Consider the following 21,730-nt stretch of genomic DNA (forward strand, 5'->3'; position numbering starts at 1 on the left):
AGCCGAGCGTCCTTCCCGGAGTGTCTCCCCCGGCCCCTGGGGCTCGAAGCCGTCGGGCTTCGAGGCCCAGGGGCCTTCGGGGACGGTCAGCGCGGCCGTTCGGCCGCGGGCAGCACCTGGGCGGCGAGCCGCAGCGACGGACTGTGCCGGAAGGTGAGGGTGAACTCCACCCACTGGCCGGCCCGCAGCGGCGGCGGCTCGGCGATCATCAGGTCCGCGTCCTCCGGGGTCATCCGCAGTTCGCCGCGGCCCGGCACCGGCAGCGCCGAGGCCGGCTCCCAGCGGCCCGCCGCGCCCTGGTGCAGGTGCCGCTTCAACGTGATCCGGCCGCCGAACTCCCAGGAGGCGCCGGTCAGTTCGTCGGGAACATCGCCCGGATTGCGGACCGTGAAGAAGGCCGCCGTGGCGGAGGCCGCACCCGCCGCGGGCAGCAGCACCCAGCCCGGTTCGGCCGTCACCGGGAGGGCGCGGCCGGCCCCGCCGACCGCCGTCCACCCGGTGAGCAGGACCAGGGCCAGGGCCGCCGCGCCGACCGGCGGGCCGGCCACCGCGAGACGCCCGGCGGCCCTCGCCGCCGTCCTCCCCCTCGCACCTGTCACACCTGTCATACCTGTCACGCCCTTCGCACCCGTTCTGTTCTTCGCGCCCCTCACCGCCGTCCTCCCCGGCGCTGTCCCCGCCCCGGCTCCCAGGTGCGCAGCCGCAGGCTGTTGCCCACCACGAGCAGCGAGCTGAGCGACATCGCGACCGCCGCCAGCATCGGGTTGAGCAGCCCGACCGCCGCCAGCGGGATCAGCACCAGGTTGTAGCCGAAGGCCCAGAGCAGGTTGGCCCGGATGGTCGCCAGGGTCTGCCGCGCCAGCCGTACGGCGTCCACCACCGCCTCGATGTCGCCGCGCACCAGGGTCAGCCCGGCCGCGCCGATCGCGGCGTCGCTGCCGGAGGCCAGCGCCACCCCGAGGTCCGCCGAGGCCAGGGCCACCGCGTCGTTGACGCCGTCGCCGACCACCGCCACCGTCCGTCCGGCGGCGCGCAGTTCGGCCACCACCTCGGCCTTGCGCTCGGGGGAGGCCGAGGCGTGCACCCGCTCGATGCCCAGCTCTGCCGCCACCGCCCGCGCGGCGCCCGGGCCGTCCCCGGTCAGCAGGACGGTCTCCAGGCCCAGCCCGCGCAGCCGGTGGAGCGCCCGCCAGCTGCCCGATCGCAGGGTGTCGCCGACCACCAGGACGGCCGCCGGCCGCCCGTCCAGCTCGACCGCGACGGCCGTACGGCCCTCCTCCGCAGCCTGCGCGGCCGCCTCGGCCAGGGCCGGCGGCAGGACGGAGTCGTCCGGCCGCACCACCCGCACGGCCCGGCCCTCGACCGTCCCGGACACCCCGAGCCCGGTGGTGGCCGCGAAGCCGTCCACGGCCGCCGGCGGCCCGCAGCGCTCCCGGGCCGCCGCCGCGACGGCCCGGCCGATCGGGTGCTCGGAGCGGTGCTCGACCGCGCCGGCCAGCCGCAGGGCCTCGTCCTGGGCGAGGCCGTCGGCGGTGGTGACGGCCGCCAGCTCCATCCGTCCGGTGGTCAGTGTCCCGGTCTTGTCCATCACCACGGTGTCCACCCGGCGCAGGCTCTCCAGCACCTCCGGGCCGCGCACCAGCACGCCCAGTTCCGCGCCCCGCCCGGTCGCCGCCAGCAGCGCCGTCGGCGTGGCCAGCCCGAGCGCGCACGGGCAGGCCACCACGAGCACCGCGACCGCCGCCGTCACCGCCGCCTGCGGGGCCGCGCCCGCGCCCAGCCAGAAGCCCAGCACGCTCGCCGCGATCGCCAGCACGCAGGGCACGAACACCCCGGCCACCGCGTCCGCCAGCCGCTGCGCCCGCGCCTTGCCGGCCTGGGCCTGCGCCACCAGCGCGGTGATCCGGGCCAGTTGGGTGTCCGCGCCGACGGCCGTGGCCCGGACCACCAGGGCGCCGCCCACGTTGACCGTCGCACCCGCCACCACGGCGCCCGGGCCGACCTCGACCGGCACGCTCTCCCCGGTCAGCAGGCTCAGGTCGAGCGCCGAACCCCCTTCGACCACCACCCCGTCGGTGGCCACCCGCTCGCCCGGCCGCACCACGAACTCCTGCCCGGGCAGCAGCAGTTCGATCGGCACCAGGCGCTCCTCGCCGTCCGCCCCGCGCAGGCACACCTGCTTGGCGCCCAGCTCGGCCAGCGCCCGCAGCGCGGACCCGCTGCGCCGGCGCACCCGGCCCTCCAGCAGTCGCCCGGCCAGCACGAACAGCGGTACGCCGACCGCCGCCTCCAGGTACACGTGCGCGGTGCCGCCGCCGTCGGCGGTCAGCGAGAACGGCATCCGCATGTCCGGATCGCCGGCCCCGCCGAGGAACAGCGCGTACGCCGACCAGCCGAAGGAGGCCACCACACCCAGACTGACCAGGGTGTCCATGGTCGCCGCCGCGTGCCGCAGCCCCCGCAGCGCCCGGCCGTGGAAACCGGCCGACCCCCAGGTCACCACCGGGACGGCGAGCGCGAAGCAGACCCACTGCCAGGCGGTGAACTGCGCCGACGGCACCATCGACAGCACCAGCACCGGGACGGCCAGCAGGGCGGTGACCAGCAGCCGCCACCGCTCGTCCGGCTCCTCGGCCGCCATCCCGACCGGAGCCCCCGCGGGCAGCGGCTCGGCGGTGTAGCCCGCCCGTTCGACCGCCGCCACCAGTTCCGCGACCGGGATCCCGGCCGGGTGCAGCACCCGGGCCCGCCCGGTCGCCAGGTTCACCCCGGCCGTCACCCCGTCGATCCGGGCCAGCCGCTTCTCCACCCGGCCCACGCAGGCGGCGCAGGTCATCCCGCCGACCGCCAGATCGGTGGCGACCACGGGCTCGGCGACGGCGCTCACCGCATCCCGCCCATGTCGTGCCCGCCCATTCCGGGCGACGCCCCGCCCCCGCCGCTCGGCCGCAGCCCGGGCGCCACCGGCCCCACCTGCCGGCCCACCCCGTAGGCCACCACGAACACCACCACCAGCAGCAGGAGGAACCCCGCCAGCACACTCAACGGCCGGACACCCGGCGACTTCGCACTCACCTCCCAGCAGTCGGACACGACCGCGGAACGGTTCCCGTACGGTCCGAAACAGAGGCGCGAATAATCGGATGACGAGCCGCGGCCCGACCGGGTAGCGTCCGGGACGGCGCCTCCCGATGCGCCTGGCCCCGGTTACTTCCTTTTCGAAAACCATCAAGTGACACCGGTGCCGATTCTGATCCCGGGAGGCGCCCGTCCCGGCCCGCGCTCGGTGTGCCCGTGCCCGTGCCGGTACGCGCCGGTTTCGGCCCGCGCCCGTCCCCGCGTGCCCCGTCTCGCCCTTCCCCTCCCGCCTCGTCCTTCCCTCCCGCTCCGGCCCGACCACCCACCAGGGGGACCTCTGCATGACCCGGTTCAACCGCCAACGGACCAAGGCCGCCACCAGGGCCGAGATCCAGCGAGAACTACCGGGACTCACCGCACGGGGGGTGCCCTCCCCGCTCTCCACCCACGGCCAGTGGCCGATCCCGGAGGTCCGGCACCTGCGCTCGGCGCCGCCGCCGGTCGTCCGGCGCACCGCGGCCACCCCGGGAGGGACGGCCGCCCCGGGGACGGCCGTCACCAACCACCAGGGCGGCACCGGCTACCTCCGGGAGCCGAAGGAGGAGCTGTTCCTCCTCGCGGTCTCCCACCTGTTCGGCCAGGAGAGCTTCTACGAGTCGGCCGTCGAACGCGACGAGCGGTACGTGCGGCTGATCCGCGAGCACGCCGTGAGCGACCCCGAGTGGACCCTCGGGCTGCTGCGCTGGCTGCGCACCGGGTTCCGCGTCCGGACGGCCGCCCTGGTCGGGGCCGTCGAGTTCGTCCACGCCCGGTCGGCGGCCGGCGCCGCCGGGTACTCCCGGCAGGCCGTCGACGCGGTGCTCCAACGCCCCGACGAGCCGGGCGAGTTGCTGGCGCGCTGGACCGGCCGGTACGGCCGTCGGCTGCCCCAGCCGCTGCGCCGCGGCATCGGCGACGCGGTCCGCCGGCTCTACACCGGCCCCGCGCTGCTGAAGTACGACACGCCTTCGCGCGCCTTCCGCTTCGGTGACGTCCTGGAGCTCACCCACCCCGCGCCCGACCCGGACAAGCCCTGGCAGGGCGCGCTGTTCCGGTACGCCCTGGACCGCCGCCACCGCCCGGACCGCGCCCTGCCGCCCGCCGACCAGCGGCTGCTGAGCGCCCACCACGCGCTGCTCGGCGTCCCGCCGGCCGACCGCAGGGCGCTGGTCACCGAGCCCGGCGGCGCGCAGCGCCTCGTCGAGGCCGGGATGACCTGGGAGGCCCTGGCCGGCTGGCTGCAGGGCCCGCTGGACGCCGCCGCCTGGGAGGCCGTCATCCCCTCGATGGGCCCGATGGCGCTGGTGCGCAACCTCCGCAACTTCGACCAGGCCGGGGTCGGCGACGAGCCGGCGGCGCGGGCGGCCGACCGGATCGCCGACCCGGAGGAGGTCCGGCGCTCCCGGCAGTTCCCGTTCCGCTTCCTCGCCGCCCACCGCGCCACCGGCTCGTCACGCTGGTCCGAGCCCCTGGAGACCGCCCTCGGGCACTCGCTGGCCGGGGTGCCCGCGCTGCCCGGCCGCACCCTGGTGCTGGTGGACCGCTCGTCCTCGATGTTCGACCTGCCGTCGGCCCGGACCCGGCTGAACCGGGCGGACACCGCCGCCGTCTTCGGCACCGCGCTGGCCCTGCGGGCCGAGCGGGCCGACCTGGTCCAGTTCGGCACCGGCAGCCGGGCGGTCGAACCGGAACCCTCGGTGCTGCGGACCCTGGGGCTCTTCCGCAACCTGGGCGGCACCGACACGGCGGGCGCGGTCCGCCGGCACTACCGGGACCACGACCGGGTGGTCGTGGTCACCGACGAGCAGGCCCACTGGTCGAGCGCCGACCCGTTCGCGCCCGTCCCCGAGGACGTCCCGGTGTACACCTGGAACCTGGCCGGCTACGCCGTCGGCCACACCGCCCCCGGCCCGCGCCGCTACACCCTCGGCGGCCTCAGCGACGCGTCCTTCGCGCTGATCCCGCTGCTGGAGAGCGGCCAGGACGGCGGCCACCCCTGGGAGCGGTCAGCTCCGCACACTGCGCGGCCCGGTCACCCCGGCACCCAACACGCCGACCCGGGACCGTAGTTCACGGTCAGCGGTGACCACCAGGCAGGTCCGCTCCGGAGCCTCGGTACGGGCCGCGCGGACCAGCTCCACGATCCGGTCGTCCCCGCTGCCGCTCGCCGCGACCACCCGCACCCCGGCCACCCCGTCGACGCCCCGGGCCGCGCCCTCCACCACCAGGACCACCTCCAGCGGGCCGGGCAGCTCCGGCACGCCCCGGGCGGCCACCGCGACCAGCCCGTCCCGCAGCCGCTCGGCGGCGCCCCGCCGGTCCCGCCACCAGCCGTCCGGCACGGAGCCGACCACGTTCGCGCCGTCGACGACCAGCAGGGGGAGCGGCCCGGCCGCGTTCTCGTCCATGGCCGCCAGCCTGCCACGTCGTCGCCCCGCGCCCGGCCGCGGGCACGTGCCGGGCCGCGCGCACGCGGCTCGGCCGAACCGGGGACGCGCCCGGCATGTCCGGCATGTGCTGCCGGGCGGCCGCACGGCGGTCGGGTAGGCAACGGGCCCATGGAGACACGCATCGACGAGATCGCCGAACGCATCTACCGGGTCTCGACCTTCGTCCCGGAGATCGCCCCGCCCACCGGGTTCACCTTCAACCAGTTCCTGGTCGACGCCGAGGAGCCGCTGATCTTCCACACCGGGATGCGCCAACTGTTCCCGGTCGTCTCGGAGGCGATCGGGAAGGTGGTGCCGCTGGAACGGCTGCGCTGGGTGACCTTCGGGCACGTCGAGGCGGACGAGTGCGGGGCGATGAACGAGTTCCTCGCCGCGGCACCGCACGCGCGGGTGGCGCACAACACGCTGGGCTGCCTGGTCTCGCTGAACGACCTGGCCGACCGTCCGCCGGTGCCGATGGACGACGGCGAGGTGCTGGACCTCGGCGGGCGCCGGGTGCGCCGCCGGCTGCGCAACATCAACACCCCGCACGTGCCGCACGGCTGGGAGGCACGGGTGCTGTTCGAGGAGCAGACCCGCACCCTGTTCTGCGGAGACCTGTTCACCCACCTCGGCAACGGGCCCGCCGTCACCGACGCCGACCTGGTCGAACCGGCCCTGGAGTCCGAGCGGCTGTTCCGCCAGACCTCCTGCCTGACGGCCGCCGCGGCCGCGCTGCGCTCCCTGGCCGAGCTGCGCCCGCGCACCCTGGCGGTGATGCACGGCTCCTCCTTCCAGGGCGACGGCGCGGCCGCGCTGAACGCCCTGGCGGACGGGCTGGAGGAGCGGTTCGGGCCGGAGTCGGAGTTCGTCGGGCTGCCCAGCGTGCTGGCGGGCCCGCACCCGTAACTCAGTCCGCGAGCGTGATCCGGATGCCGACGGTGCCGCGCTCGCCGCGCCGCAGCCGGCTGCCGAGCAGGGTGAGCACGCCGAGCAGGCCGTACTTCTGGCGCAGCAGCGTGCGGTAGGCGGCGGTGCGCTCGGGGCCGAGGATCTCGGCGGTGGCGGGGTACTGGTCGCCGGTCGGGTTGCCCTTGACGTCGCAGGGGCCGACCAGCACTTCCGCGCGGTTGCGGATCCGCTTGACCTTCCAGGAGTCCGCGACGGTCCAGACGCCGAGCGCCTCCCCGTCACGCACCACCCACACCGGGGTCGGTACGGTGCTGCCGTCCTTCTTGTACGTGGTGACGAGCAGGTAGCTCCCGGAGGAGAGCCGGACGATCCGGGAGAGCCGGTCCGCGGCGGAGGGGTCGGGCGTGGTCATGGCCGGAAGTCTAGGGCGTGTCCGACCATTCCCGCCGGGTACCCTCCTCGCCGGTCAGTCGGATCCGGGTCGGTGGGTTCGGGCGCGGGGGCGGGCGCTGCGGACCAGCGTGCGGGCGTGGCGGACCACGCGGCGCCGGCCGCGGCCACCGACGCCGGTGGCGCCCCCGACGGAGGTCGCGCCGCCCCCGCTGTACGCGGGGACGGGGACGGCCGGGGCGGGCGCGGCCCGGCGGCGGGCGGCGGTGCGGGCGGTGGCCCAGGCGGCGAGCGCGGTGCCGAGGGCCGCGGCGGTCCAGACGGCGGCGGCGAAGCCGGAGTCGGAGCTGCCGGCCACCGGCGGGCGGGACCAGGGCGGGAGCTGGTCGACGGCCTCGGCCTCGGCCCCGGCGGACGGGGAGGGCGAGGGGCCGGCGGGCTCGTCGACCAGTTTGCCGACCGGCTGGACCTTCCCGGCGGCCGCGAAGCCCCAGTCGAGCAGGCTGGCGGCCTCGTCGTACACCTTGCCCTGCGCCTCGGGGTGCATCACCGTCACCAGCAGGGTGCGGCCGTCGCGTTCGGCGGCGCCGGTGAAGGTGGCGCCCGCGTTGGTGGTGTAGCCGTTCTTGACGCCGATCAGGCCGGGGTACTTGCCGAGCAGCTTGTCGGTGTTGGCGATGTCGAAGCTGGTGCGCCGGCCGGTGGTCTTGTCCAGCCCGCCGGGGAAGCTCGCGGTGCGGGTGGAGCAGTAGGAGCGGAAGTCGGTGTTGTGCAGCCCGGCCCGGGCGAAGAGCGTGAGGTCGTAGGCGGAGGAGACCTGGCCGTCCATGTCGTAGCCGTCGGGGGAGACCACATGGGTGTCCCGGGCCTGGAGGGCCCGGGCGCGCTCCTGCATCTCGGTGACGGTCCGCTGGATGCCGCCGTTCATGTGGGAGAGGACGTGGACGGCGTCGTTGCCGGAACTGAGGAAGACGCCCCGCCAGAGGTCCTCGACCCGGTAGGCCAGGTTCTCCTTGACGCCGACCAGGCTGCTGCCGGCGCCGAGGCTGGCGAGTTCGGCCGTGGTGACCTTGTGTTCCAGGCCCCGGTCGAACTTGGGCAGCACGGTGTCCGCGAACAGCATCTTGAGGGTGCTGGCCGGGGGCAACGGCAGGTGGGCGTCACGGGCGGCGAGCACCTCGCCGGTGGCCGCGTCGGCGACCAGCCAGGAGCGGCCGGTCAGTTCGGACGGCAGGGCCGGCGCTCCGGCGAGCGGCTCGACCTGGACGGCCTGGCGGCCGAGCCGCTCCCCGCCGACGGCGGGGACGGAGTCCTGGGCGAGGGCCGCCGGGGCGGCGACGGAGAGCACCAGGGCGGCGCAGGCGGCGGTGCCGGCCGCGGCCCTGGTGACGTACGGGGACTTCTGCTGCTCACGCTTGGGCTGCACACGGCGAACGTACCCGCGCCGCCGCCGGGCCGCCGGGCCTGCTGCTCCGTCCGGAGTTCTGCGGACGCGTGCGGAGCCCGGGGGCCGCCCGGAGCCGTGCGGACCGTGCGGAAGGGACGACTTTGGTGGCGCGGGTCCGCACCGAAAGTCGGACGTCCGGCGACCGGCCGCCTTCCTAGGCTCGGGGGCATGAAGACCCTGCTCGGCTACCTCGGTTCGGTGTTGATCGTCGGCGGCGCCTCGGGCCTGTTGTCCACCTGGATCGAGGGCTTCCGGCTGTTCGGCTTCGTCCGGGTCCTGGTGCCGGCGGGCCACGAGATCGCCGGGTACGCGACCCTGGTGGTGCTCGGTGTCCTGCTGACGCTCCCCGCCGCCCGGCACGGTTAGCGCGGCGGGGAGGCGGGGAGCGGTGGCGCGGCGGCGAACCGCGGTGCGGCCGCCGCCGGCGGGGTCCGCACCGGGTGCCCGGCCCTCAGCGGGCCAGGGCCGGGGCGTCGCCCATGACCACCACCGGGTGCAGGGCGGGGTCGAGGGCGAGGAGCAGTTCGCGCATCCGGTCGGGGGTCAGGCCGATGCAGCCGTGGGTGGGCCCGCCGTGGTCGACGTGCAGCCAGATGCCACCGCCGTACTGCCCGCCGCGCGGGCGGCGCCGGTCGAGCGGGGAGGCGCCGGGCACGCGGTTGTAGTCGATGGCCACCACGTAGTCGAAGGCCCCGGCGAGTGGCTCGCCCGCGAATCCGGTGCCGGAGATGCTGAAGTCGTCGGTGTGGTCGTAGGGCAGCCGGGTGCCCGGGTCGGGCAGGCGTCCGCCGGCGTCGCCGAGGGTGAACACGCCGATGGGCGAGCGCAGATCGCCCTCGTGGTGGTCCGAGGTCCAGCCGTGCAGGGCGTTGCGGGTGGGCCAGGTCGGGCCGGCGAGCCAGCCCGTGCCGTCGTCGCGGTAGAGGACGGCGCGGCCGGTCGAGGCGTCGGGGCCGTCGCCGGTGACGACCAGCGCCTGCCGCGTCCCGGCGGGTACGGCGGCCAGCAGGCGGGGCCCGACCCCGGGCAGTCGGCGCGGCAGTTCGGGCGGAGCGGGCCGGGCGGCCACGGCGGCCGCGGTGGGGTGCGGCGTGGGCGCTGCGGGCGCGGGGGCGCCGGGGGTGCCCGGGGTGTCGGGGACGGCCGCGGCCGGCGGCACGGGCCCTGCGGTGGTGTTGGGCGCGCAGCTCACGAGGAGCAGCGCCAGCCTGGCCAGGGCGCGACGGGGTAGGGACATGGCGGTTCGGCCTTCGGGACAGGAGCTTCCGGAAAGGAACTCGGGGAGAGGGGCTTCGGGAGGAGCCGGGAGAGGAACGCCGGGGAGGGAGGAGAGAGTTCGGATCAGCCGCGCGGGGTGTTCGCCGGCGTGCTGCCGCCTCCGGAGGTGGTCCGCAGGGAGTCGAGCACCTGCCGTACCTGTCGCAGTGTCGGGTCGGACGGCTCGCGCAGGCAGGCCGTCAGCTCGATCAGCGCGGGACGGCCGCCCCGGACGACGACGCGGTGCCCGACGAGCTGCCGGGTGCCGCCGTACGTCGTGCAGAACGCCTCGGGCCTGCCCTCGGTGAGGGTGGCCGGGCCTGCGGCGGCCTGCTGGATCCGGGCCTGGTCGTCGACCAGTTGGAGCATGACGAAGGCGTCGTCGGCGGTGAGCGGTCCGACGGGCACGCAGAGGCCGCCCTCCGGGCAGGACGACTTCACGTCGAGCGGGTGGGTGGCCAGGAAGCCGATGCCGTCCCGGGGGTCGTCGGTGAGGCCGTCGCGGGTGCGCCAGCCGTGCGGTACGTCGACGGACACGTCCGGCAGGGCCGGAAAGCGGATGGTCGCCTCCGGGGGCGGGACCGTGGCCACGGCGGACGGTGCCGCCACCGGCCCCGCGGCCGCTCCTCGTTCCGGGGCCGGGGCGACGGCGGGTGCGGCCGCCAGCGCCGCGGCGACCAGCCCGCCGGTCAGTCCGGCGCCGATCGTGGCGGTCCGCCGCCGGGAGCGGGTGCGGGCGGCGCGGGCGCGGACCCGGTCCATCCGGTCCTCGGGGGCGTCCAGGTCCGGTACGGCCCGCTGGAGCAGGAACCGCAGCTCCTGTTCCTCGTCGCCGCCGGCGGGCCCGTGCGCGTCCGGGTCCAGCAGGTCACATCCGGTCACGGTGTCCTCCGTCCAGCAGCAGTTCCCGGGTGGGCAGCCGGCCGCGCAGGGCGGCCAGCGCGTGGTGCGTCTGGCTCTTGACCGTGCCGGTGGAGCAGCGCAGCGCCTCGGCGGTCTCCTCCACGCTGAGGTCCTCGAAGAAGCGCAGCACGACCACGGCCCGCTGACGCGGCGGCAGCGCCCGGACGGCCTGGGCGACGACCTGCCCGACCACCACGTCCTCGTACGGGTCCGCGCCCGGCGACGGCCGGTCCGGCAGTTCGCCGTGCGGCAGTTCCCCGGTCCAGCGGCGGCGCCACCAGGAGACGTGGCAGTTGACCAGGACCTTGCGCAGGTACGCCTCGGGACGGTCGGGGGCGATCCGCTCCCACTTGGGCCAGACCTTGGCCAGTGCGGTCTGCAGCAGGTCCTCGGCCTGGTGCCGGTCGCCGGTCAGCATCCAGGCCGTGCGCAGCAGCTTCGGTCCGCAGGCGGAGACGAACTCCTCGAAGTCCGGTGTCGCGTCCCTCATCGTGCTGTCCCCGCCATGGTGCTCGTGCCGTTCCCGTTCGCTGCGGCGGCCTGGTCGGCCGCGGTGGTGGTCTCATTCTCACGGCTGCTGAACGCGATGGGTGACGGGGCGGGTTGCCTGCCTGCGGAAAAAAGTTTTTCGGGCCGGCGCGGAGCGGCGGGGCCCGAGCCCGGGGGCCGTACCGCCCGTAACGGCCCGGTCCCCGGTCCTCGGCTCCCGGGACCGCGTCACCGCGGATCGGTCGGGAGGCCCTCCGCCGCGATGCCGTCGAGCAGCACGGCGAGCCCGCTGCGGAAGGCCTCCAGGTGGCCGTCCTCCGGGGCGCCGCCGCCTTCGCTCTGCAGGGCGACGAGCAGGGGGAAGCGTTCCGCGAAGTCCGGGGCGAGTTCGACCAGTCGGGCGGAGCGGCCGGCCCACCAGTCCTCGTCGGTGACGCCGGTCGCGGCGGCCGCGCCGCGCGCGTCGGCGGTGGTGGCGGCCAGGCCGCGGACGAACTGCCAGAGTGCGGCGACCGCCCCGCGCAGCCGCCGGGGAGCCAGCGCGGCCGGTCGCAGCGCGCGCAACAGCGCCTCCATCGCGGCGAGTTCGGCGGGGCCGAGCACCGGGCGGGCCTGCGAGACCTGGAGCACCCAGGGGTGGCGCAGGTAGCAGTCGTACAGGTTCTCGGCCCAGGCGGTGACGGCCCCCCTCCAGTCCTCGGCGGCAAAGAGGTCGTCCGGGAGTTCGTCGGGGAGTCCGTCGGGGAGTCCGGACGGGAATTCGGCGGGGCGCTCACCGGGGCGCTCACCGGGGAGTTCGGAGGGGTATTCGGCTGGGCGTTCGGCGGGGCGTTCGACCGGGAGCTCGGCGAGCACCCGGTCGTGCATCAGGTCGAGCAGTTCGGCCTTGCCGGGCACGTAGGTGTAGAGCGCCATCGCGGTGCGGCCGAGCCGTTCGCCCACGGCGCGCATCGACAGTGCGGCCATGCCCTCGGCGTCGGCCACCGCGATTCCGGCCGACACGATCGCGTCCACGCTCAGGCCCGGCTTGGGGCCGCTGCGCCCGGTGCGCGGTTCCGCGGGCGCACCCCAGAGCAGGGCGAGCGAGCGATGGGCGTCGCCCTGTCCGGCGTAGACGGTCATCCGACATCTCCTTATGGCGTAAAGTATCGCCCCTGCGGCAACTCTTTATGCCGTAAGGTTACCAACCGAAGGGGTTTCGTGATGACATTGCCCGTCACCTTCGTCGAGGTCGTCGAGGTCCGCCGGATCACGCCGCGCACCGCCCGGATCACCTTCGCCGCCGAGGAACTGCCCGACGCCGTCGGTACCACCCCCGACCAGCAGCTCAAGCTCTGCTTCCCCCGCCCCGGCCAGCGCGAGCCGGTGCTGCCCGCCCGGCAGGACGACCCGATGGGCTGGTACCGGGCCTACCTGGCGATCCCCGAGGAGCGGCGCCCGCTGCTGCGCGGCTTCACCCTGCGCGGCCGGCGCCCCGGCACCCGGCTGGTCGAGATCGACTTCGTGCTGCACGGCGACACCGGGCCGGCCGCCGCCTGGGCGCTGCGGGCCGCGCCGGGGGACCGGCTCGGGATGGTCGGCCCCTCCGCGCTGTACGCCCCGCCGGTCCCGTTCGCCGAGGCCGCGGCGGCGGCCGACTGGGTGCTGCTGGCCGGTGACGAGACCGCGCTGCCGGCGCTCGCGACGCTGGTCGGGGCGCTGCCCGCCGGGGTGCCGGCGGTGGCGTACGTCGAGGTCGCGGACGAGGCCGAGCGACAGCCGCTGGAGGGGTCGGAGGGCCTCGCCGTGCACTGGCTGCACCGGGACGGCGCCGCCCCGGGCGCCGTGCTGACCGGGGCCGTCCGGTCCGCCGAGCTGCCGCCGGGCCGGCCGTTCGCCTGGCTGGCCGGCGAGGCGGGGGCGGTCCGGGCGCTGCGCCGCCACCTGGTCGAGGAGCGCGGGGTGCCGAAGGCGTCCGTCGACTTCACCGGCTACTGGCGCCACCGGCTGACCCAGGACGACGCGCCGACCGCCGAGGACCTGGCGGACGTTCAGGAGCGGCTGGCCGGGTACTGACCGGGGCGGGCCGGGCGGGCCGGGCGGCGGGTGGGCGGCGGTCTCGGCAGCAGCCGGACGCGCCGGTTCGCCGGGCAGGTCGTTTCGCCGGGCGGTGGCGCGGGAAGGGAGCCGCCACCGCCCTTCCCGCGGTGGAGTCGCTCCGGGGCCGGTAAGGGCCGATCGGCTGAAAGATGATGATTCGGCCCGATTTCCTCCGTGAATTTTACTGATTGATGGTCAACTTTACTTTCTGATGGGGATTTACCCCCTTGTCGTGATCCTCTCAGGTGCGTTGGAATGCGTCAGCTATCCATCTGACGAGAGGATTTATATGATCGGCTGGCGGAAAACCCAGCTGGCGGCGGCCGTCACGGTCACCGCCGCGTCGATGGTCCTGAGCCTCGGGACCATGGCGAGCGCGGCCCCGGCCCCCGACCCGCAGAACGCCCAGGCGGCGTCCGCGGACGGGGCCCCGGTGCCGGTGATCGTGATTCTGAAGGACCAGATCGCGGACGCCCCGGCCGACCACGGCCACCTCGGCGCCCGGCAGCAGAAGACCGCCGACGCCCAGGCGCCGCTGCTGAAGAAGGTCAAGGCGGCCGGCGGCACCGACATCAAGAGCTTCGTGGTCGGCAACGCCTTCTCGGCCACGGTCAGCCCCGCCCTGCGCGCCCAGCTCCAGGCGGACCCGGCCGTCTCCACCGTGGTGGCCGACGCCCAGGTCCAGGTCGCCCCGGCGGCCGCCGGAAAGGCGAAGGCGGCCAAGGACGCGGCCGCCGCCGGCGCCAAGGCGCCCAAGGCCGATGCCGCTCCGCAGGCCGTTTCGGGCAGTAACGGCCAGGGGGCGGAGGAGAACGCGACCAACACGGTCTGCCCCTCCGACCCGAGCAAGCCGCTGCTGGAGCCCGAGGGCCTCTACTCGACCCGGGCCGTCACCGGCAACGGCAAGCCCGGCGTGGAGGACCTGGCCACCGGCAAGGGCGTCAAGGTCGCCTACATCGCCGACGGCCTCGACCCCAACAACCCGGACTTCATCCGGGCCGACGGCTCGCACGCCGTGGTCGACTACCAGGACTTCGCGGGCGACGGCTGGGACGCGCCGACCGGTGCGGCCGAGGCCTTCGGCGACGCCTCGGCGGTCATCGCCCAGGGCCGCCAGGTCTACGACGTCTCCAAGTTCGTGAACTCCTCGCACCCGCTCCCGGCCGGCTGCAACATCCGCATCCGCGGCCTCGCCCCGGACGCCGACCTGGTCGCGCTGAAGGCCGGCGGCGAGATGATGTCCAACTCCTCGATCCTGCAGTCGATCGACTACGCGGTGCGGGTCGCCCACGTCGACGTGCTGAACGAGTCCTTCGGCGGCAACGTCACCCCGGACAGCGGCGCGCACGACACCATCTCGCTCTTCAACGAGCAGGCCGTCAAGGCCGGTGTCACCGTCGCCGTCTCCAGCGGTGACGCCGGCATCAGCGGCACGGTCGGCACCCCGGCCACCGACCCGTACGTGATCGCGGTCGGCGCCTCCACCGACAACCAGAACTACCAGCAGACCGGCTACGCGGCCTCCCAGTTCTCCAACCGGACCTGGAGCAACAGCCGGATCTCCGCGCTCTCCTCGGGCGGCTTCACCCAGGCCGGCCGGACCGTCGACCTGGTCGCCCCGGGTGAGTCGGACTGGGCGCTGTGCACGCCCGACACCAGCAAGTACACCGACTGCACGGGCTACAACGGCCAGCCCTCGCCGATCCAGCCGTTCGGCGGCACCAGCCAGTCGGCCCCGTTCGTCACCGGCGCCGCGGCCCTGGTCATCCAGGCCTACCGCGACACCCACGGCGGCGACTCGCCCGCCCCGGCGCTGGTGAAGAAGTTCCTCACCGGCACCGCCACCGACCTCGGCGTGCCGGCCGAGGAGCAGGGCGCCGGCCTGCTGAACGTCCGCGCCGCCGTCGAGGCCGCCCGCGGCTACGACGACGGGGACGGCACCGACGGCGCCAAGACCGTCGTGGTCAACACCGGCCAGGTCGACATCGCCGGCGCCCCCGGCTCGACCCACACCGCCGACGTGTCCGTCACCAACACCAGTGACACCACCCAGACGGTGAGCGCCGCGACCCGCAGCTTCGCCCCGCAGTCGGGCAACCAGCAGACCGTCCAGCTGGACCCGTCCTCGAAGGACACCTTCAAGTACGCGACCAACGGCGCGGACTGGGTGCAGAAGCAGGTCAAGTTCACCGTCCCGGCCGGCGCCGACCGCCTCGCGGCCTCGATCGCCTGGCAGGGCGCGCCCAACCCGGTCACCAACGGACCGGTGGTCCGCATGACGCTGCTCGACCCCTCGGGCCGCTTCGAGACCAACACCCGTCCGCAGGGCGGCGCCACCCCGGCGAACTTCGGCCTGGTGGACGTTCCGCACCCGGTGGCCGGCGAGTGGACCGCGATCCTCTACACCCCGGCCGGCAAGGCCGGCTACAGCGGCGCCGTCCAGCTGGGCACCGCCACCCAGCGCGCGGTGCCGGCCGGCACCGTGAGCCCGAACACCACCGACCTGAAGCCGGGCCAGACCAAGACCCTCAAGGTCCAGCTCACCACCCCGGCCACCAGCGGTGACTCCAGCGAGGCCGTCCTGGTCTCCAGCTCCAACGGCAACACCACCAGCGTCCCGGTCGTGCTGCGCAGCCTCGTCCCGGTCAACCAGGGCAAGGGCACCTTCACCGGCACCGTCACCGGTGGCAACGGCCGCAGCGCCTCGCCGACCCAGAGCTTCGCGTACGCCTTCGACGTCCCGAAGGGCCAGAAGGACCTGCGGGTCGGCGTGACCGTCGGCAAGGACCCGAAGCTGCTCATGCAGGGCGCGCTGATCAGCCCGAACGGCACCCCGGTCGACATCGAGGGCAACGGGCAGTTCGACGCCCAGGGCAACCTGTCCGGCACCGGCAACGGCGTCTCGGCCACCGCCGTCAACCCGGCCGCCGGCCGCTGGCGCTTCGTCCTGAACGTGCTCGGCCCGGTCAGCGGCCAGGAGCTCGCCCAGGACTTCACCGGCAGCGTCGCGTTCAACCAGAACCAGGCCACCGCGGCCGGTCTGCCGAACGACGCCCGCACCAAGCTGGCGGCCGGCAAGCCGGTCACCGTCCAGGTGAACTACACCAACAACACCGTCGCGACCCAGCGGATCGCGGCCGACGGCCGGCTGGACCGCCGGGTCGACCTGGCGCTGGTGCCGCAGGGCGCCTCGGCGACCGTCAGCCTGCCGCTGAGCCTCAGCTCCGCGGTGCCGTCCTTCCTGGTGCCCCCGGGTACCGACCGGCTCAAGGCCGTGGCGGCGTCCTCGACGCCGGCGCAGATCGAGCTGAGCGCCACCACCGGCTCGCCGGACCTGTTCGGCGACCTGAAGAAGGCCCAGGACGGCTCGACCGTCTCGGTGGTCACCGACAACGGCACCGCCGAGCAGCCGGTCGTCCCCGGCACCTGGGGCACCTTCGTCCAGCAGATCGGCCCGTTCGGCAGCGGCTCCGCGCCCGCCGGCACCTCCACCATCACGGCCACCGCGCACACCCAGGCCTTCGACCCGGCGCTGACCTCCAGCACCGGTGACCCGTACGCCGCCTCGGTGAACGCCTCGGCCGCGGCCGCCACCCCGGTGACCGTCGCCCCCGGCGCCACCGGCTCGCTCCAGGTGACGCTGACCCCGACCGGCCCGAAGGGCAGCACCGTCAAGGGCGTGCTGTACCTGGTGTCCGGCCCGACCGGCGTGGCCACCGCCAACAACGTCCTGAACACCACCGGTTCGGTGCTCGCGGCGATCCCGTACAGCTACACCGTGAACTGACGCTACGTCATCTGCTTCAAGGCCGAGGCCGTCCCGGGATTCCGGGGCGGCCTCGGCCGCTTCCGCCGCCCGGAGCCGGCGGGGTTCCGGGGGCGGTCGGCTGGGCAGGGTCGGAAGTGACGGCATGTCTTCACCGGATGGGGAGTGGCGAGTTGAACGACGCGATCAAGCACGGCGAGATCGAGGTGAACGGCGTCCGGCTGCACTACGCGGAGCAGGGCGAAGGCCCGCTGGTCCTGCTGCTGCACGGCTTTCCGGAGAGCTGGTACTCCTGGCGCCACCAGTTCGCGCCGCTCGCCGAGGCCGGCTACCGGGTCGTCGCGCCGGACCAGCGCGGATTCGCCCGCAGCGACCGGCCCGAGCGGGTGGACCAGTACAGCCTGCTGCACCTGGTCGGCGACGTGACGGCGCTGATCGGCGCGCTCGGCGAGGAACGGGCGGTCGTGGTCGGGCACGACTGGGGCGCGCCGGTGGCCTGGGCCACCGCGGCGCTGCGGCCGGACCTGGTGCGCGCGGTGGCCGGGCTGAGCGTGCCGCCGCTGCCGGTGGGCGGGCCGCCGCCGCTGGAGGCCGCCCGGGCGGCCTTCGGCGAGGGCTACTACCAGGTCTACTTCCAGGAGCCCGGCCGGGCCGACGCCGAACTGGCCGCGGACGTCCGGACCAGCCTGCGCCGCATCCTGTCCGCGAAGTCGCCGGACGGCACGCCGCGCGTGTGGATCGTCCCCGAGGGCCAGGGACTGCTGGACAGCCTCCCGGAGCCGGAACGCCTGCCGGACTGGCTCACCGAGGCGGACCTCGACGCCTTCGAGGCCGACTACGCCCCGCACGGCGAGAAGGCCTTCACCGGCGGGCTCAACTGGTACCGCAACCTCGACCGCAACGCCGAACTGCTGGCCGCCTTCACCGGGGTGACGGTCGACGTGCCCGCGCTCTTCGTGGTGGGGGAGCAGGACCTCGTCAACGCGATGGTCCCGCGCCCGGTGCTGGACCACCTGCTGAGCCGGGTGCCCAGGCTGCACGGGCACGTCCGGCTGCCGGAGACCGGGCACTGGACGCAGCAGGAGCGCCCGGCCGAGGTCAACGCGGCGCTGCTGGACTTCCTGGCCCACCTCGACAAGTAGACCCCGGGGCACCGGTCGCGGCCGTCCGGGGAGGGGGCCGCGACCGGCGCCCCGCACCGTCGGGCCGGCGTCAGACCGGCAGCAGGCGGGCGATCAGCTCGCCGAGGCGGCGCGCGTTGCGGCAGGAGTGCATCTCCACCACGCCCGCGTACACGAGGGCGGCGGAGTCGCCGGTCGGCCAGAGCGAGGGCTGCTCGGGGTTGAGCCAGAACACCCGGCGGGCCCGGCCGGCGATCCGGCGCAGCGCGTCCGCGTTGGGGTCGCGCTGGTTGTTCCTGGCGTCGCCGAGGACCAGCACGCAGGTGCGCGGGCCGACGGCGTCCAGGTGCCGCTCGGCGAACTCGCCGAGCGCGGCGCCGTAGTCGCTGTTGCCGTGGTAGCCCGTCACCTCGGCCTCGGCGAGGATCCGCGCGGCCAGGCGGGCCGGGTCGTCGCCGCCGCGCAGCAGGCCGGTCACCTCGGCGGTGCGGTTGACGAACGCGAACACCCGGACCTTGCTGAACTGTTCGCTCATCGCCTGCACCAGCAGCATGGTGAAGTCTGCGAAGCCCGCCACCGAGCCGGAGACGTCGCACAGCAGCACCAGCTCCGGGCGGGCCGGGCGGCGCAGCCGGTACGCGGGGCGCAGCGGCACCCCGCCGGTGCTCAGCGAGCGGCGCAGGGTGCGGCGCAGGTCGATCTCGCCGCGGGCGGCGCGGCGGCGCCGGGCGGCCAGCCGGGTGGCCAGCTTGCGGGCCAAGGGGTGGACGGTGCGGCGCAGTTCGGCGAGCTGGTCGCGCCCCGCGTAGAGGAAGTCGACCAGGTCGGCGGTGGGGGCGACGGCGCGTTCGGCGATCCGCTCGGGGCCGCGCAGCTCGGCGACCCGGCGGCGGGCCTCGCCGGCGGCGAGGGCGCGGAAGTCCTGGATGCGGCGGCGGATCTCGTCGGCGAGCACCAGGTCGGAGAGGTCCGGGGCGCTCCGCCGCTCGCGCAGGGCGGCCAGGACGCGGGCGAGCAGCGTCTCGGGGGCGAGCCGGCCGAGCGCCTGCTGGGCGGACCAGCCGTCCGAGCCCGGCGTGCCGCCGGCGCCGTACCGGCCGAACGCCTCCACCACCTCGCCAGCCAGCCGGGCCTGGGCGGCGCGGTCGTCGTCGGCCAGCGCGGCGGCCAGGCGTTCGCGCAGCTGCTCGCGCAGCGGGTCGGGGCGGCCGAAGCGCGGCGGCTCGGGGTCGTCGGGGACGGGCGGCGGGTCGGCCCGGACGGCCTCCGGGGTGCCGACACCGAGGGGGAAGAACAGGTCGAAGGCGGCGTCGAAGACGCCCCGCTGGCCCTCCGAGCGCAGCAGGGCCGCGGCCACACCGGCCCGCATCTGCTCGCGGTCGGCGAAACCGAGGACCTCCAGCACGGCGGCGGCGTCCACCGTCTCGGCCGGGCCGATCCGCAGGCCGTGCCCGCGCAGGGCGCGGACCAGGCCGGTGAGGCGGGCGGCGGTGTCGGCCCGCGGGGGTGTCGTCACGCGAGGGTGAGCTTCTGGGCGGCCTTGCGGACGTCGTCCTGGTGCTTGAGGATCACCCCGAGGGTCTCCCGGACGACCGTCCCGTCGAGGGTGTCGGCGCCGAGGGCGAGCAGGGTGCGGGCCCAGTCGATGGTCTCGGCGACGGACGGCGCCTTGCGCAGGTCCATCGCGCGCAGCGCGCCGACGACCCGGACCAGCGACTCGGCCAGCGTCCCGTCCAGGCCGGGCACCTTGAGGCGGACGATCCGGCGCTCCAACTCGGCCTCGGGGTAGTCGAGGTGGAGGAAGAGGCAGCGGCGGCGCAGCGCCTCGGAGAGCTCGCGGGTGGCGTTCGAGGTGAGCAGGACGAAGGGGCGGCGGGTGGCGGTGATGGTGCCGAGCTCGGGGACGGTGACCTGGAAGTCGCTGAGCACCTCCAGCAGCAGCGCCTCCACCTCGACGTCGGCCTTGTCCATCTCGTCGATCAGCAGCACCGTCGGCTCCTCGCCGCGGATCGCGGTGAGCAGCGGGCGGGTGAGCAGGAACTCCTCGCCGAAGATGTCGGTGCGGGCCTCCTGCCAGCCCTCGTCGCGGCCGGCGGTGATCCGCAGCAGCTGCTTGGCGTGGTTCCACTCGTAGAGCGCGCGGGCCTCGTCGATGCCCTCGTAGCACTGGAGCCGGACCAGCCGGGCGCGGCCGATCGCGGCCACCGCCTTGGCGAGTTCGGTCTTGCCGACCCCGGCCGGGCCCTCGACCAGCAGCGGCTTGCCGAGCCGGTCGGCGAGGAAGACGGTGGTGGCCACGGCCGTGGAGGCCAGGTAGCCGGTGGCGGCCAGCTGTTCGGCGGCGTCCGCCACCGAGGTGAAGAAACCCGTGCCGTTGTCGCTCATCCGCTCGCCCCGTTCCGGTTCGCCGTCTCCGTGCGGCGCCACCCTACCGGCCGGTCACTTCGCTGTCCCGGGGGTGGGCGTCCGGGGCCAGGGGCGTGCCGGGGGAGCGGTCGGCGCGGCGGCGCACGGCCCGGTGAGGGTGCCGTACGCCGCCGCCGTCGGGACGGGCCGGGAAGGCCCTGGCGTCAGTTGACGAACAGGGCCGGGCTGCCGGCGACCGAGGTGTCGAGGACCGGGCCGTAGGTGGCGCTGAAGTAGCCGGTCGCGAAGCACAGGCTCGGCCCGGAGGCCAGGGCGAACGGCTGGCCGGTGAAGCCGATGGTGTTGCCGGTGTTGGAGGTGGTGCCGTTGATCCCGGTGGTGTTCTGGTAGTTGCAGCTGATGCTGCCCAGGATGGTGTTGAGCACCACGGTGGTGCCCATCACGCCGGCCGCGCCGGGGGTGAGCTTGACCGGGTTGCCGGGGCCGTCGCTGACGGTGTTGGTGAACGGCAGGCTGGTGACCGTGACGCTCTTGACGCCGGTGACGCCGATGACGTTGGAGGTGCAGGAGCCGAAGGTCTGGGTGTTGAGCTGCTCGGTGGCGCTGCCCGGCGCGGCCGGGTTGGAGGTCACCGTCGCCGAGAAGGAGGAGGCGGCACACTTGACGCCGGTCGTCCCGGTGGCGCTGTTGTAGAAGGTCGCGGAGGTGCCGGAGACCAGGTTGGCGGTCAGTACGTCGCCGACGGCGACGGCCGGGCCGGTCGGGCTGCCGGTGGTCAGGACCGCGCCGGCGGCCTGGGCGGGGGCGACGGCCGCGCCGGTGAGGGCGAGTGCGGCGAGGGCGGCGGTGGCGAGGGTGCGGCTGATGCGCATGAGGGTGCCTCTCTCCGTCCGACGGACGGGTGGGGGAATCCCCGCGTGCGGGTGTGGTGGTGTGCACGACGGGGGAGGTGCATGGCGTACCGGAGTGCTTCGTACCGGAGGGCTTCGTGCCGGTGGTTCGGCGCCGGTGGCCCGGTGCCGGGGCAGCGTCCCGCGGGCTTCGGCACCGGCCGGCGTGCGGGCGGGCCCGGCGCCACGGGCCCGCCCGCTCGGTACGGCGGTGCGGACGTACGCAAGGGTGGGCGTACGGCGGTGCGGTGGTACGGCATTGCGGTGGCACGGTCCTGCGGTGGTGGTGCGGCGTTGCGGTGGCACGGTCGTGCGTACGGACGGCGGCGTGGAACACCAACGGCACCGCGCCGTTCGGTCGGGGACGTGCGGTGCCGTGGGGCACGTCGACGGCTGCCGCCGTCGCGCCCCGTCTCCGCCGTGGTCCCGTGGCCCGGGCGTTCGTCCGGGCTCTCCGGAGCCTCCGGAGGTCCGGCCGGTGGGGGCCTGCTGGCCCACCGGTTGGAAACCTGTCAGTGTTGTAAACCCAGTGTTCCGTCAATGTCAATACAGGACACAGGAGT

19 protein-coding genes are annotated in these 21,730 nt (G+C 75.2%); 6 read left to right on the forward strand and 13 right to left on the reverse strand.

The genetic code is table 11. The features are described 5' to 3' along the window. Positions 1–86: 86 nt before the first annotated feature. From ACFVVA_RS08745 to ACFVVA_RS08755, 3 genes are read right to left on the reverse strand one after another with little or no spacing between them, the layout of a single operon-like run. Positions 87–599, reverse strand: a complete 513-nt coding sequence (locus ACFVVA_RS08745; RefSeq protein WP_387687153.1) for a copper chaperone PCu(A)C — start codon at positions 597–599, stop codon at positions 87–89. 50 nt (positions 600–649) lie between these two features. Next, positions 650–2,887, reverse strand: a complete 2,238-nt coding sequence (locus ACFVVA_RS08750; RefSeq protein ID WP_387687155.1) for a heavy metal translocating P-type ATPase — start codon at positions 2,885–2,887, stop codon at positions 650–652. Beyond that, positions 2,884–3,045 carry a hypothetical protein gene (locus tag ACFVVA_RS08755; protein ID WP_359900935.1) on the reverse strand — a complete coding sequence of 54 codons (162 nt, stop codon included), beginning with the start codon at positions 3,043–3,045 and terminating at the stop codon, positions 2,884–2,886. The genes ACFVVA_RS08750 and ACFVVA_RS08755 overlap by 4 nt, the downstream gene beginning before the upstream one ends. A gap of 374 nt (positions 3,046–3,419) precedes the next feature. Here ACFVVA_RS08755 and ACFVVA_RS08760 point away from each other — a divergent pair, with 374 nt between their 5' ends. Then, positions 3,420–5,186, forward strand: a complete 1,767-nt coding sequence (locus ACFVVA_RS08760; protein WP_387687158.1) for a TROVE domain-containing protein — start codon at positions 3,420–3,422, stop codon at positions 5,184–5,186. Here ACFVVA_RS08760 and ACFVVA_RS08765 read toward each other — a convergent pair. Continuing rightward, a complete protein-coding gene (locus tag ACFVVA_RS08765; protein WP_387687160.1) occupies positions 5,124–5,525 on the reverse strand; it encodes an NTP pyrophosphohydrolase in 402 nt (133 codons plus the stop codon). The two genes, ACFVVA_RS08760 and ACFVVA_RS08765, sit on opposite strands and share 63 nt — an antisense overlap. A gap of 150 nt (positions 5,526–5,675) precedes the next feature. Here ACFVVA_RS08765 and ACFVVA_RS08770 point away from each other — a divergent pair, with 150 nt between their 5' ends. Then, the gene (locus ACFVVA_RS08770; RefSeq protein ID WP_387687162.1) at positions 5,676–6,455 is read left to right on the forward strand and encodes an MBL fold metallo-hydrolase; all 780 of its coding nucleotides are present in this window, start codon (positions 5,676–5,678) and stop codon (positions 6,453–6,455) included. 1 nt (position 6,456) lies between these two features. Here ACFVVA_RS08770 and ACFVVA_RS08775 read toward each other — a convergent pair whose 3' ends face one another. Together ACFVVA_RS08775 and ACFVVA_RS08780 are read right to left on the reverse strand one after the other, a co-directional pair. Further along, complete coding sequence (locus tag ACFVVA_RS08775) at positions 6,457–6,870, reverse strand: PPOX class F420-dependent oxidoreductase (protein WP_387687164.1); 414 nt, start codon at positions 6,868–6,870, stop codon at positions 6,457–6,459. A gap of 54 nt (positions 6,871–6,924) precedes the next feature. Next, positions 6,925–8,274 carry a D-alanyl-D-alanine carboxypeptidase family protein gene (locus ACFVVA_RS08780; protein WP_387687166.1) on the reverse strand — a complete coding sequence of 450 codons (1,350 nt, stop codon included), beginning with the start codon at positions 8,272–8,274 and terminating at the stop codon, positions 6,925–6,927. A 189-nt stretch (positions 8,275–8,463) separates the two neighbouring features. Here ACFVVA_RS08780 and ACFVVA_RS08785 point away from each other — a divergent pair, with 189 nt between their 5' ends. After that, entirely contained in the window at positions 8,464–8,661 is a 198-nt protein-coding gene (locus ACFVVA_RS08785) for a hypothetical protein (RefSeq protein WP_380544189.1), read from the forward strand. A gap of 85 nt (positions 8,662–8,746) precedes the next feature. Here ACFVVA_RS08785 and ACFVVA_RS08790 read toward each other — a convergent pair whose 3' ends face one another. The 4 genes from ACFVVA_RS08790 to ACFVVA_RS08805 form a co-directional block, all read right to left on the reverse strand. Next, a complete protein-coding gene (locus tag ACFVVA_RS08790; RefSeq protein WP_387687169.1) occupies positions 8,747–9,532 on the reverse strand; it encodes a L,D-transpeptidase family protein in 786 nt (261 codons plus the stop codon). A gap of 104 nt (positions 9,533–9,636) precedes the next feature. Beyond that, positions 9,637–10,434 carry a hypothetical protein gene (locus ACFVVA_RS08795; protein WP_387687170.1) on the reverse strand — a complete coding sequence of 266 codons (798 nt, stop codon included), beginning with the start codon at positions 10,432–10,434 and terminating at the stop codon, positions 9,637–9,639. Continuing rightward, entirely contained in the window at positions 10,421–10,945 is a 525-nt protein-coding gene (locus ACFVVA_RS08800) for a SigE family RNA polymerase sigma factor (protein ID WP_359900955.1), read from the reverse strand. The genes ACFVVA_RS08795 and ACFVVA_RS08800 overlap by 14 nt, the downstream gene beginning before the upstream one ends. A 227-nt stretch (positions 10,946–11,172) precedes the next feature. Continuing rightward, positions 11,173–12,066 (reverse strand): TetR/AcrR family transcriptional regulator, encoded by an 894-nt coding sequence (locus ACFVVA_RS08805; protein ID WP_387687173.1) that lies wholly within the window; start codon positions 12,064–12,066, stop codon positions 11,173–11,175. Positions 12,067–12,147: 81 nt separating this feature from the next. On the opposite strand from ACFVVA_RS08805, the gene ACFVVA_RS08810 reads away from it, so the two are divergent. From ACFVVA_RS08810 to ACFVVA_RS08820, 3 genes are all read left to right on the forward strand, one after another. Beyond that, complete coding sequence (locus ACFVVA_RS08810; RefSeq protein ID WP_387687175.1) at positions 12,148–12,999, forward strand: siderophore-interacting protein; 852 nt, start codon at positions 12,148–12,150, stop codon at positions 12,997–12,999. A gap of 313 nt (positions 13,000–13,312) precedes the next feature. Next, positions 13,313–16,810, forward strand: coding sequence for a S8 family serine peptidase (locus ACFVVA_RS08815; protein ID WP_387687177.1), 3,498 nt, complete (start codon positions 13,313–13,315; stop codon positions 16,808–16,810). A gap of 137 nt (positions 16,811–16,947) precedes the next feature. Continuing rightward, on the forward strand, positions 16,948–17,931 hold the full coding sequence (locus tag ACFVVA_RS08820) for an alpha/beta fold hydrolase (RefSeq protein WP_387687179.1): 984 nt from the start codon (positions 16,948–16,950) through the stop codon (positions 17,929–17,931). Between the two features lie 70 nt (positions 17,932–18,001). Here the strand turns inward: ACFVVA_RS08820 and ACFVVA_RS08825 are convergent, their stop codons facing one another. From ACFVVA_RS08825 to ACFVVA_RS08835, 3 genes are all read right to left on the reverse strand, one after another. Next, positions 18,002–19,426 (reverse strand): VWA domain-containing protein, encoded by a 1,425-nt coding sequence (locus tag ACFVVA_RS08825; protein WP_387687181.1) that lies wholly within the window; start codon positions 19,424–19,426, stop codon positions 18,002–18,004. Further along, positions 19,423–20,295 (reverse strand): AAA family ATPase, encoded by an 873-nt coding sequence (locus tag ACFVVA_RS08830; protein ID WP_387687183.1) that lies wholly within the window; start codon positions 20,293–20,295, stop codon positions 19,423–19,425. Before ACFVVA_RS08830 ends, ACFVVA_RS08825 begins: the two co-directional genes overlap by 4 nt. 185 nt (positions 20,296–20,480) lie before the next feature. Further along, positions 20,481–21,149, reverse strand: coding sequence for a Tat pathway signal sequence domain protein (locus ACFVVA_RS08835; protein WP_380544167.1), 669 nt, complete (start codon positions 21,147–21,149; stop codon positions 20,481–20,483). Positions 21,150–21,730: the final 581 nt, after the last annotated feature.

This window comes from Kitasatospora sp. NPDC058048, from assembly GCF_042885555.1.
GTDB classification, from domain to species: Bacteria; Actinomycetota; Actinomycetes; order Streptomycetales; family Streptomycetaceae; genus Kitasatospora; species Kitasatospora lactacystinica.

Coding starts and splice junctions, on each gene's coding strand:
- ACFVVA_RS08785 (WP_380544189.1), top strand. CDS start 8,464: ATGAAGACCCTGCTCGGCTACCTCGGTTCGGTGTTGATCGTCGGCGGC.
- ACFVVA_RS08835 (WP_380544167.1), bottom strand. CDS start 21,149: ATGCGCATCAGCCGCACCCTCGCCACCGCCGCCCTCGCCGCACTCGCC.
- ACFVVA_RS08805 (WP_387687173.1), bottom strand. CDS start 12,066: ATGACCGTCTACGCCGGACAGGGCGACGCCCATCGCTCGCTCGCCCTG.
- ACFVVA_RS08760 (WP_387687158.1), top strand. CDS start 3,420: ATGACCCGGTTCAACCGCCAACGGACCAAGGCCGCCACCAGGGCCGAG.
- ACFVVA_RS08775 (WP_387687164.1), bottom strand. CDS start 6,870: ATGACCACGCCCGACCCCTCCGCCGCGGACCGGCTCTCCCGGATCGTC.
- ACFVVA_RS08765 (WP_387687160.1), bottom strand. CDS start 5,525: ATGGACGAGAACGCGGCCGGGCCGCTCCCCCTGCTGGTCGTCGACGGC.
- ACFVVA_RS08770 (WP_387687162.1), top strand. CDS start 5,676: ATGGAGACACGCATCGACGAGATCGCCGAACGCATCTACCGGGTCTCG.
- ACFVVA_RS08820 (WP_387687179.1), top strand. CDS start 16,948: ATGGGGAGTGGCGAGTTGAACGACGCGATCAAGCACGGCGAGATCGAG.
- ACFVVA_RS08790 (WP_387687169.1), bottom strand. CDS start 9,532: ATGTCCCTACCCCGTCGCGCCCTGGCCAGGCTGGCGCTGCTCCTCGTG.
- ACFVVA_RS08810 (WP_387687175.1), top strand. CDS start 12,148: ATGACATTGCCCGTCACCTTCGTCGAGGTCGTCGAGGTCCGCCGGATC.
- ACFVVA_RS08830 (WP_387687183.1), bottom strand. CDS start 20,295: ATGAGCGACAACGGCACGGGTTTCTTCACCTCGGTGGCGGACGCCGCC.
- ACFVVA_RS08800 (WP_359900955.1), bottom strand. CDS start 10,945: ATGAGGGACGCGACACCGGACTTCGAGGAGTTCGTCTCCGCCTGCGGA.
- ACFVVA_RS08815 (WP_387687177.1), top strand. CDS start 13,313: ATGATCGGCTGGCGGAAAACCCAGCTGGCGGCGGCCGTCACGGTCACC.